The 10,180-nt window shown below is 72.6% G+C and carries 12 protein-coding genes, 1 tRNA gene and 2 pseudogenes; 7 read left to right on the top strand and 8 right to left on the bottom strand.

Going from position 1 to position 10,180, the window contains the following annotated elements; translation table 11 throughout:
- From ACLU3S_RS33195 to ACLU3S_RS33175, 5 genes and pseudogenes are all read right to left on the bottom strand, one after another.
- Positions 1 to 264: pseudogene (locus ACLU3S_RS33195) on the bottom strand (metal-dependent phosphohydrolase); the annotation flags it as partial.
- A 105-nt stretch (positions 265 to 369) separates the two neighbouring features.
- Positions 370 to 672: a mycothiol system anti-sigma-R factor gene (rsrA, locus tag ACLU3S_RS33190; RefSeq protein WP_413955695.1), complete on the bottom strand. Its 303-nt coding sequence runs from the start codon at positions 670 to 672 to the stop codon at positions 370 to 372.
- Positions 669 to 1,376: a sigma-70 family RNA polymerase sigma factor gene (locus ACLU3S_RS33185; protein ID WP_413955694.1), complete on the bottom strand. Its 708-nt coding sequence runs from the start codon at positions 1,374 to 1,376 to the stop codon at positions 669 to 671. Before ACLU3S_RS33185 ends, rsrA begins: the two co-directional genes overlap by 4 nt.
- A gap of 307 nt (positions 1,377 to 1,683) precedes the next feature.
- Complete coding sequence (locus tag ACLU3S_RS33180; RefSeq protein ID WP_413955693.1) at positions 1,684 to 2,322, bottom strand: alpha/beta family hydrolase; 639 nt, start codon at positions 2,320 to 2,322, stop codon at positions 1,684 to 1,686.
- Positions 2,323 to 2,350: 28 nt separating this feature from the next.
- On the bottom strand, positions 2,351 to 3,166 hold the full coding sequence (locus ACLU3S_RS33175; RefSeq protein ID WP_413955692.1) for an SOS response-associated peptidase: 816 nt from the start codon (positions 3,164 to 3,166) through the stop codon (positions 2,351 to 2,353).
- A gap of 48 nt (positions 3,167 to 3,214) precedes the next feature.
- On the opposite strand from ACLU3S_RS33175, the gene ACLU3S_RS33170 reads away from it, so the two are divergent.
- The 4 genes from ACLU3S_RS33170 (at position 3,215) to ACLU3S_RS33155 (ending at position 6,712) form a co-directional block, all read left to right on the top strand.
- Positions 3,215 to 3,937, top strand: coding sequence for a M50 family metallopeptidase (locus tag ACLU3S_RS33170; protein ID WP_413955691.1), 723 nt, complete (start codon positions 3,215 to 3,217; stop codon positions 3,935 to 3,937).
- Between the two features lie 28 nt (positions 3,938 to 3,965).
- Complete coding sequence (gene aroA, locus ACLU3S_RS33165; RefSeq protein ID WP_413955690.1) at positions 3,966 to 5,282, top strand: 3-phosphoshikimate 1-carboxyvinyltransferase; 1,317 nt, start codon at positions 3,966 to 3,968, stop codon at positions 5,280 to 5,282.
- A gap of 11 nt (positions 5,283 to 5,293) precedes the next feature.
- A complete protein-coding gene (gene rsgA / locus ACLU3S_RS33160; protein ID WP_413955689.1) occupies positions 5,294 to 6,304 on the top strand; it encodes a ribosome small subunit-dependent GTPase A in 1,011 nt (336 codons plus the stop codon).
- A gap of 84 nt (positions 6,305 to 6,388) precedes the next feature.
- A complete protein-coding gene (locus ACLU3S_RS33155) occupies positions 6,389 to 6,712 on the top strand; it encodes a DMT family transporter (RefSeq protein ID WP_413955688.1) in 324 nt (107 codons plus the stop codon).
- Positions 6,713 to 6,747: 35 nt separating this feature from the next.
- On the opposite strand, the gene ACLU3S_RS33150 is transcribed toward ACLU3S_RS33155, so the two are convergent.
- Entirely contained in the window at positions 6,748 to 7,356 is a 609-nt protein-coding gene (locus ACLU3S_RS33150) for a TetR/AcrR family transcriptional regulator (RefSeq protein WP_413955687.1), read from the bottom strand.
- Positions 7,357 to 7,557: 201 nt separating this feature from the next.
- Between ACLU3S_RS33150 and hisN the strand changes: the two genes are divergently transcribed.
- The 3 genes from hisN to ACLU3S_RS33135 all read left to right on the top strand — a co-directional run bounded on the left by hisN (position 7,558) and on the right by ACLU3S_RS33135 (position 9,606).
- Positions 7,558 to 8,358, top strand: coding sequence for a histidinol-phosphatase (gene hisN / locus ACLU3S_RS33145; RefSeq protein WP_413955686.1), 801 nt, complete (start codon positions 7,558 to 7,560; stop codon positions 8,356 to 8,358).
- 147 nt (positions 8,359 to 8,505) lie between these two features.
- A complete protein-coding gene (locus ACLU3S_RS33140; protein WP_413955685.1) occupies positions 8,506 to 8,901 on the top strand; it encodes a cyclic nucleotide-binding/CBS domain-containing protein in 396 nt (131 codons plus the stop codon).
- Positions 8,902 to 9,189: 288 nt separating this feature from the next.
- Positions 9,190 to 9,606: a Fur family transcriptional regulator gene (locus tag ACLU3S_RS33135; RefSeq protein ID WP_413955684.1), complete on the top strand. Its 417-nt coding sequence runs from the start codon at positions 9,190 to 9,192 to the stop codon at positions 9,604 to 9,606.
- A gap of 141 nt (positions 9,607 to 9,747) precedes the next feature.
- Here the strand turns inward: ACLU3S_RS33135 and ACLU3S_RS33130 are convergent.
- Positions 9,748 to 9,821 (bottom strand) — tRNA-Met (locus tag ACLU3S_RS33130).
- 93 nt (positions 9,822 to 9,914) lie between these two features.
- Positions 9,915 to 10,180, bottom strand: a pseudogene (locus ACLU3S_RS33125) (sel1 repeat family protein); the annotation flags it as partial.

Here is a 10,180-nt window from a genome sequence, read left to right as displayed (position 1 = left end):
CCCGACCGGAGAGAGCAGGGCCGCGGGCAAAGGGACGAGCGCGGCGGCCGCCGGGGGCAGCAGGAACGCCCCCGCGAGCAGCACGGGATGGAACGTGCCGCCGAAGCGGCGGCGCACGACGTGCTCGCAGGCCGCGTACAGCGCGGCGAGCAGGATCAGCGCCGACCAGGGGGTGCGGGTCGTCTGCAGCGGCAGGACGCACAGCACCGCCGGCACCGCGACGCAGGCCACGTAGCCGCGTGCTCTCGCCGGTACCGCCTCCATCGCCCCTCCCCCGACCGTGCCCGTCGAGGCTCGGAGCCTAGGGCGGGAATCGGGGGCCCGGGGGTGACGACCTGAGGATTAGCACGTTCGGGTGACGAACGGTGCTCAGTTCTCCTGGGCGGTGGCCGTCACGTCGTGCTCGGGCACGGACTGCCCGGAGCGGATCAGCTCGATCCGCCCCATGACCTTGGCCCGCAGGTCGGTGGGCACGTCGTCATGCCCGCAGCACCGCTTGACCAGCTTCTTCACGGCCTGCTCCAGGCCGTACTTCTCCAGGCACGGCGAGCACTCCTCGAAGTGGTGCCGGAACTTGTCGCGATCGACGTCCGGCATCTCGCTGTCGAGGAACTCGTACAGGTGGTCGAGGACCTCACTGCAGTCAGTCTCGTGCGGCTCTCCGCAGCTCATGAGCCCGAGCCTTTCGCTTCGTTCGACTCTCCGGCGCCGGCCGGGACCAGTCCGCGCTCGCGGGCGTAGTCCTCCAGCATGCCGCGCAGTTGACGGCGGCCCCGGTGCAGCCGGGACATCACCGTACCGATGGGTGTCCCCATGATGTCCGCGATCTCCTTGTACGCAAAGCCCTCGACGTCCGCGAGATAGACGGCGATGCGGAATTCCTCGGGGATCGCCTGCAGCGCTTCCTTCACGTCCGAGTCGGGCAGGTGGTCGAGCGCCTGCGACTCGGCGGAGCGCAGACCCGTCGACATGTGCGACTCGGCACGGGCGAGCTGCCAGTCCTCGATCTCCTCCGCGGCGGAGCGCTGCGGCTCGCGCTGCTTCTTGCGGTAGGAGTTGATGAAGGTGTTGGTGAGGATCCGGTACAGCCACGCCTTGAGGTTGGTGCCCTCGCGGAACTGGTGGAAGGACCCGTACGCCTTGGCGTAGGTCTCCTGCACCAGGTCCTCGGCGTCGGCCGGGTTGCGCGTCATGCGCAGCGCCGCCGAGTACATCTGGTCGAGAAACTCGAGCGCGTCCCGCTCGAAGCGCGCGCTGCGCTCCGCGGTGGACTCGGAGCCCGTCTCCACGCCCATGTCCGCACTCACGCCCTGGCCCTCGGGCTGCTCCGCCTGGCCGTTGTCGGTCCCTGCGTCGGTACCGGTGACCGGACCCACCTCCTCAAGATCCCGGGCGGGACCGAGACCGGTCCCACTCGAATCGGAGGATAGAACACGACCCGTGCCTGCCGCTCCTCGAACAGGTGCGCCCTTGGCCGCGTGCAGCACCGTCCAGTCCAGGTCGGTACGGCTGCTCCGACTCGGATCGGACGCTCCCGGGCCCAGCCCGTCCACGGGGTGGTGGCGGCTGGCGGGCGGGCAGATGGTCGAACCCATGCGGCGGCTTCCTCTCCCATGACGTCCGTGCCGAGGCCTCAGCACTTCTGATCGCCACAACAGTCGCCCGCCGCCCGGCATTCCCGGGTCACCCCAGTGACGCGACCCACTCCCGCACACCCTCGGTGACGATCCGCAGCGCCCGCTCCTGCGTGATCTCCGCCCGCTTGGGAACGGCGAACCCATGATCGCCGTACGGCACTTCGATCAGCCGGTGGTCCCCGTCGGGGAACTCCTCCGGCTTGCCGAACGGGTCGTTCCCGCCCTGTACGACGAGGGTCGGCACCCCGGCGCCCAGCAGCTCCGCGGCGCGGGACTTCTCCGGCCTGCCCGGCGGGTGCAGCGGGAAGCTGAGCGCGAGCACGGCGTGGGCGCCGAGCTCGGTCGCCGTCCGGCAGGCGACGCGTGCGCCGGCGCTGCGGCCGCCGGAGATCACCGGGTGCCCGGGCCCGGTGAGGGCGGGCCACACGCCCCGCCAGCCGGCGTCCAGGGTCTTCGGCGCCGGGGCGACCTTCTTCCCGGCCACCCGCCAGGGCTGCTCCACCAGGGCGACGCTCACGCCGTGCCCGGGCAGCACCCCGGCGAGCGCCTGGAGGTCCCGCGCCTCGATGCCGCCGCCGGCACCATGGCCGACGGCCAGGACCAGCCGCGCCCGCTTCGCCCGGTGCCAGGTGATGCGGGCGGTTCCGGCACCGGTCTCGACGGTCTCGCTGGTCACTTCTGTCATGCGGGTCACACCGGTCACATCCGTCACGTCAGAAGAGTGTGCCCTCTTCCGGCGCCGCCAGCTCCTTCAGCAGCTCCGGGCCGTTGTTGCGGACGTTGCTGACGGCCGTGGAGACCGGGTAGGCGCGCATCAGGCCGGCCGGCGGCGGGGCCAGCAGCGCGCGCAGGTCGTCCGGGTCGGTGCGGGACGGGTCCAGCCAGGCGTCCCAGCGGTCCGGGGTGAGCATCAGGGGCATGCGCGGATGGATCTCGGCGAGGGAGTGCGGGCCCTGGGCGGGGGCGACGGCCAGCGGCATGGTCTCCGCCTCGGTGGTGATCACCGAGCAGGTGGCCCACCAGGCCTGCGGATGGTCGTCGGGCAGGGTCCGGTCGCGCCAGAACTCGTACAACCCGGCCATCGCGAACACCGAGCCGTCGGCGGGCAGCACGAAGTACGGCTGCTTGCGCGGCCGCTTCTTCTTTCCCTCGACCTCCAGGTCCCGCTCCTGCCTGCCGGTGACCCACTCGTAGTAGCCGTCGGCGGGGATGATGCAGCGCCGGGCGGCGAAGGCACGCCGGTAGGCGGGCTTCTCGTGCACGGTCTCCGCGCGCGCGTTGATCATCCTGGCGCCGCCCTCGGGCGTCTTGGCCCAGGAGGGCACCAGGCCCCACTTCAGCCGGCGCAGCTGGCGAACCGGGCGCGGGGAGTCCGCGTCTTTCACAGGGCGGTCGAGGACGGCGTAGACCTCCTTGGTCGGGGCCACGTTGTAGTCCGGCTCCAGGGACTCCTCGGGCTCCCACTTCTCGATCTCGAATACCCCTACGAGATCCTCGGGCCTACGACTGGATGCATACCGTCCGCACATACGTGCCACACTGCCAGATTCCGCAGGGAGAAGGAGCCACCTCACGCCATGGACAGCCTCGCCGCCACCGCGCTGCCCGACGTCTGGGACCGGCTCACCGGCACCCAGCCCGATCCCGACCTGTGGGTGGTGCTCGCCACCGCGGCCGCCGCGCTGGCCGTCGTCGTCCCGCACACCGTGTGGCGCATGGCCCGCAACGCGATCACCATCGCGCACGAGGGCGGCCACGGCCTGATCGCCCTGCTCACCGGCCGGCAGCTCACCGGCATCCGCCTGCACTCCGACACCAGCGGCCTCACGGTGAGCCGCGGCAAGCCGTACGGCCTGGGCATGATCCTCACCGCGGCCGCCGGCTACACGGCGCCCTCGCTGCTGGGCCTGGGCGGTGCCGCGCTGCTGGCCGCCGGGCGGATCACGCTGCTGCTGTGGGCGTCGACGGCGCTGCTGGTGGCGATGCTGGTGATGATCCGCAACGCGTACGGCGTCCTGACGGTGGTGCTGGCCGGGGGCGCCTTCCTGCTGGTGTCCTGGCTGGCGGGACCGCAGGTGCAGGCCGCGTTCGCGTACGCGGTGGTGTGGTTCCTGCTGATCGGGGGCGTCCGGCCGCCGTTCGAACTGCAGGCCAAGCGGGCGCGGGGCGGCGCCGGTGACTCGGACGCGGACCAGCTGTCCCGGCTGACGCACGTGCCGGCGGGCCTGTGGCTGTTCCTGTTCCACGCGGTGTCCCTGTGCTCGCTGATCGGCGCAGGGCGCTGGCTGCTGGAAGGTTGAGGGAGCACCACCCTTATAAAGTGGCCCCATGGCCCCGAACACCGCATCCTCCGCCCTCTGGCCCGCCCCGCACGCGAGCGGAGCCGTCGATGCCACGGTCCATGTGCCGGGGTCCAAGTCGGTCACCAACCGCGCCCTCGTCCTCGCCGCCCTCGCCTCCGAGCCCGGCTGGCTGCGCCGCCCGCTGCGCTCCCGCGACACCCTGCTGATGGCGGGCGCGCTGCGCGCGATGGGCGTGGAGATCGAGGAAGGGGTCGGCCCGGACGGCACCGGGGAGGCCTGGCGGGTGCTGCCGACCGGCCTGCACGGCCCGGCCACGGTGGACGTCGGCAACGCCGGCACGGTGATGCGGTTCCTGCCCCCGGTGGCCGCGCTGGCCGACGGCCCGATCCGGTTCGACGGCGACCCGCGGTCGTACGAGCGTCCCCTGAACGGCGTGATCGACGCGCTGCGCCGGCTCGGCGCCCGGATCGACGACGACGGCCGGGGCGCGCTGCCGCTGACCGTGCACGGCGGCGGGGCGCTGGACGGCGGCCCGGTGTCGATCGACGCGTCCTCGTCCTCCCAGTTCGTCTCGGCCCTCCTGCTCTCCGGGCCGCGCTTCAACCAGGGCGTCGAGGTCCGACACACTGGCGCCTCGCTGCCCTCGATGCCGCACATCCGGATGACGGTGGACATGCTGCGCGCGGTCGGCGCCCAGGTGGACACCCCGGAGTCGGGCGGCGAGCCGAACGTGTGGCGGGTGACGCCGGGCGCGCTGCTCGGCCGGGACCTGACGGTCGAGCCGGACCTGTCCAACGCGCAGCCGTTCCTGGCAGCCGCCCTGGTCACGGGCGGCAAGGTGCTGATCCCGGACTGGCCGGAGCGCACCACCCAGCCGGGTGACCGGCTGCGCGAGATCTTCACCGAGATGGGCGGTTCCTGCGAACTGACCGAGTACGGGCTGGAGTTCACCGGAACGGGCGCCGTGCACGGCGTCGACGTCGACCTGAGCGAGGTGGGCGAGCTGACCCCGGGCATCGCCGCGGTCGCCGCGCTCGCCGACTCGCCGTCGACCCTGCGGGGCGTGGCCCATCTGCGGCTGCACGAGACCGACCGGCTGGCCGCGCTCACCAAGGAGATCAACGAGCTCGGCGGCGACGTCACGGAGACGGCCGACGGCCTGCACATCCGCCCGCGCCGGCTGCACGGCGGCGTCTTCCACACCTACGAGGACCACCGCATGGCGACCGCCGGCGCGATCATCGGCCTGGCGGTCGAGGGCGTGCGCATCGAGAACGTGGCGACGACGGCGAAGACCCTGCCGGACTTCCCGGAGCTGTGGACCGGGATGCTCGGGCAGTAGGGACGTACGTCATGCGCCGCTACGGCAAGCACACCGACGAGGACGACATCCGCGCGCGTCCCAACCGCAAGGGCAACCGGCCGCGCACCCACATCCGGCCCAAGCACGAGGACGCGGCCGAGGGCATGGTCCTCACCGTCGACCGGGGCCGGCTGACCTGCCTGGTCGGGGACCGGACCGTGATGGCGATGAAGGCCCGCGAGCTGGGCCGCAAGGCGGCGGTGGTCGGGGACCGGGTGGCCCTGGTGGGCGACCTGTCCGGCAAGAAGGACACGCTCGCGCGCATCGTCCGCATCGAGGAGCGCTCGTCGGTGCTGCGGCGCACGGCCGACGACGACGACCCCTACGAGCGGGTGGTCGTCGCCAACGCCGACCAGCTGGCGATCGTCACGGCCCTGGCCGACCCGGAGCCCCGGCCGCGCCTGATCGACCGCTGCCTGGTCGCGGCCTACGACGGCGGCCTGGAACCGCTGCTGGTGATGACCAAGTCGGACCTGGCGCCACCGGCCGACCTCCTGGAGCTGTACGGCGCCCTGGACATCCCGTACGTGGTCACCAGCCGCGAGGAGCTGGACAACGGGGGCGCGGCGGAGCGGGTGCGGGAGCACCTGGACGGCAAGATCACCGCGTTCGTGGGCCACTCGGGCGTGGGCAAGACGACGCTGGTCAACGCGCTCGTGCCAAAGGACCGGCGCCGTACGACGGGGCACGTGAACGCGGTGACGGGCCGCGGCCGGCACACCACCACCTCGGCGCTGGCGCTGCCGCTGTCCGGTGCGGGCGGCTGGGTCGTCGACACTCCGGGCGTGCGCTCCTTCGGCCTCGCGCACATCGACCCGTCCCGGGTCATCCACGCCTTTCCGGACCTCGTCCCCGGCACGGAGGGCTGCCCGCGCGCGTGCAGTCACGACGAGCCGGACTGCGCCCTCGACGCGTGGGTCGAGGAGGGCCACGCGGACCCCGCCCGCCTCTACTCGCTGCGCCGGCTGCTGTCCACCCGCGAGCGCCGCGAGGGCGACTGACCACCGCGGTGTTTGCCGGGGTCAACGGCCGGTAAGTGCATAATCGCACCGAGCCGGAGATCCGGATCAACGGGAGGACACCGCATGGCGTGGCTGCTGGTCATCGTGGCCGGGTTGCTGGAGACCGGCTTCGCCGTGTGCCTCAAGCTCTCGCACGGCTTCACCCGCCTGTGGCCGACGATCGCCTTCGCCTCCTTCGCCCTCGGCAGCTTCGGCCTGCTGACCCTCTCGCTGCGGAAGCTGGACGTCGGCCCCGCCTACGCGGTGTGGACCGGTATCGGCGCGGCCGGCACCGCCATCTACGGCATGGTCTTCCTCGGCGACCTGGTGTCCACGCTGAAGATCGTCTCGATCAGCCTGGTGATCGTCGGGGTGATCGGGCTGCAACTGTCGGGCTCGGCGCGCTGACCGGTCGCCGCTGCCGCCCGGACGGGGGACGAGCGTCAGGCGACCTGACGCGGGAGCACCGCCCGCACCAGTTCGGCCACCCCGCCCTCGGGAGGCGGTGCCGCCACGCAGGACAGGGCGAGGCGTGCGGCCAGTTCGCAGGAGCGGGCCAGCTCCAGGGTCTCGAGCCGGCTGACGCCGGGCCCCGCGAGCATGGTCACGGCCCGCTCCCGGACCATCCGCACGAGGTCGAGCGGCGAGGGCAGCGGGCCGTCCGCGCGGCGCTGCGCCGGGACCGCGGAGGAGGACGGCACGCCGGCCAGCGGCGGCGCGGGCAGCCGCTCGCTCCAGCAGCCCGTGAGCATGGCTCTGACCAGCGGGTTGTCCCGTGCCGCGGCGGCCGTCCACTCGGCGGCGGCGGTGAGTCTCTCGCGCACCTCGCCGGAGCCGCCGAGCGCCCGCTCAACCCCGGCGAGATACGCGTCGGCCTCCCGCCGCACCAGTGCCCGCGCCAGCCCGTCCTTGCTGCCGAACTCGTTGTAGAGGGTCTGCCGGGACACCCCGGCCGCCGCCGCCACGTCGACCATCCGCACCGCGGACCACGGCCGCCGCGCGAGTGCCCTGTACGCGGCGTCCAGCAGCGACTCCCGGGCTGCAGGCATCATCGCCTCCCTGGGCCGACCAACCCTGCGCCCAGATTTGACGCGCTCTGACGCACTGTCAAGCCTCGCGACGCGAGAGAGGGGGCAACGCCCGGGCCGCCGTGGCCGCGGGCCGTCGTGCCGGGGCGCGGGACCGCCTCGGCACCGGAACCCGCGCAGCCCCCTGGTGGCCCGCCGCCGTCCCCGGCAGATACCGTTCGTCACATGCCGGACTACCTCGACGACCTCCGCCTCGCCCACGTCCTCGCGGACGCGGCCGACGCCACCACCATGGCCCGCTTCAAGGCCCTCGACCTCAAGGTGGAGACGAAGCCGGACATGACCCCGGTGAGCGAAGCGGACAAGGCGGCCGAAGAACTCATCCGCGGCCATCTCCAGCGCGCCCGCCCGAGGGACGCGATCCTGGGCGAGGAGTACGGCATCGAGGGCACCGGCCCCCGCCGCTGGGTGATCGACCCGATCGACGGCACCAAGAACTACGTGCGCGGCGTCCCCGTCTGGGCCACCCTGATCTCCCTGATGGAGGCGGCCGAGGGCGGCTACCGGCCCGTCGTCGGCGTCGTCTCCGCCCCGGCGCTCGGCCGCCGCTGGTGGGCCGCGCAGGGCCACGGTGCCTTCACCGGCCGCAGCCTGTCCGCCGCGACCCGCATCCACGCCTCCCGCGTCGGCAGGCTCGCGGACGCGTCCTTCGCCTACTCCTCCCTCTCCGGCTGGGAGGAGCAGGGCCGCCTGAACGGCTTCCTGGACCTGACCCGCGAGGTGTGGCGCACGCGCGCGTACGGCGATTTCTGGCCGTACATGATGGTCGCCGAGGGCTCCGTCGACATCTGCGCCGAGCCCGAGCTCTCCCTGTGGGACATGGCGGCCAACGCGGTCATCGTGACGGAGGCCGGCGGCCTCTTCACCGGCCTCGACGGCCGCCCGGGCCCGCACAGCGGCAACGCGGCCGCGTCCAACGGCCTGCTGCACGAGGAGTTGCTGGGGTATCTCAACCGGCGCCACTGAGCACCGGGAGTACTCCCGGTGCGCCCTCAACTGGCGCCACGCGCCCTCTTGTTGACCGTCCCTTTACCTGTCACTCTGAATCCACCCCCACTTTGTGCATTTGTGAATCCCGGCACAAGCCGGGATTCCGAAGGAGGTGGCCCATCCATGCTCGTCCGTGACGCCATGAGCACGGTGATCCTCACGCTCGGCCCCGCCCACACCCTCCGCCAGGCGGCCGCCCTGATGTCCGCCCGGCGCGTCGGCGCCGCGGTGGTCCTCGACCCGGACGCCGGCGGTATCGGCATCATCACCGAACGCGACATCCTCAACTCCGTCGGCCTCGGCCAGAACCCGGACACGGAGCGCACCCAGGCCCACACCACCACCGACGTCGTCTTCGCCGCCCCCACCTGGACCCTGGAGGAGGCCGCGCGCGCCATGACGCACGGCGGCTTCCGGCATCTGGTGGTCCTCGACCGCGGCGAGCCCGCGGGCATCGTCTCCGTCCGCGACATCATCCGCTGCTGGCTTCCGGCCCGCGCGCCTGCTCCGGCCCTCTGAGCAGGCTCCGAGCACGTCCGGACCACCGCCCGAGCGCGCGGGCGGGCCGGACCCCGAGCACCGTGGGTCCGGCCCGCCCCGGCGCGAGGACGGCCATCTCAGCCGCGCAGCGCCCGCACCGCCGCCTCCGGCCGCCTGCCGAGGCCGGCGCCGGCGGTGCGGAAGTCGCCGATGGCGCGCATGGCCAAAGCCAGGCTCGATCCCATATTGGACATTATCCAAGTCAAGCAGTGTTCCAATCTCACACCTATTCCCGACCTGGTCCCTCTTGCTGTTAGGCTGGTAGCCATGAGCGACCTTCTGGAACGGCTGCGTGGACGCGGCTGGCGGATGACCGCGCAGCGACGCGTGGTGGCCGAGGTCCTCGACGGCGAGCACGTCCATCTGACAGCCGACGAGGTCCACGCGCGCGCTGTCGCGAAGCTGCCCGAGATCTCCCGGGCGACCGTCTACAACACCCTGGGCGAGCTGGTCTCGCTCGGCGAGGTGCTGGAAGTCACGACGGACAGGCGCGCCAAGCGGTACGACCCGAACGCGCACCGGCCGCACCACCACCTGGTCTGCGCCCGGTGCGGCGCGATCCGCGACGTCCACCCGGTGGGCAACCCGCTCGCCGACCTCCCCGACACCGAGCGCTTCGGCTTCACGGTCTCGGACGTCGAGGTCACCTACCGGGGGCTGTGCCCGGACTGCGCGAGCGCGTAGCGATCACACTTCACGCGGAGCCCCGGCCTCGAGCCGGGGCTTTTCGCATGCGCGCACCGGAAAACACCGCTGGCAGGAAGTCACCGGGGGCAAAAGCCGAGGGCCGGAATCCGTTTCCGGATTCCGGCCCTCGGCCTTCAGTAGCGGGGACAGGATTTGAACCTGCGACCTCTGGGTTATGAGCCCAGCGAGCTACCGAGCTGCTCCACCCCGCGTCGGTGAACACGACACTACGCGGAAGAAGCCGACGGAAGCAAATCGCTTCGGGCGCGAGTGACCAGGGCCACTGCGCGGCCGCCCGGACGCGGTCACGCCGACAGCTCTTCCCGCAGCGCGTCCCGCAGCCGTCCCGCCCGTTCCGTGACCTCGGCCGGACCCAGCTCCACGGCCCGGTCCGCCCACTTCTGCCCCTCCGCCAGCTCACCCCGACGCGCGTAGACGAGGGCCAGCCGCAGTGCCGCCCGGCCGTGCCCGGCGTCCGCGGCCCGGGTCCACCACACGGCCGCCTCCGGCTCGCTCCCCTCGCGCGCCAGCAGCAGCCCGAGGTTGAAGGCGCCGTTGCGCGACCCGGCCT

The sequence above is a fragment of the Streptomyces sp. AF1A genome, from assembly GCF_047340315.1.
In the GTDB taxonomy this organism is placed as follows: domain Bacteria; phylum Actinomycetota; class Actinomycetes; order Streptomycetales; family Streptomycetaceae; genus Streptomyces.
The sequence above is the reverse complement of the archived record's forward strand: the minus strand, read 5'-3'. Positions and strand labels throughout refer to the sequence as shown.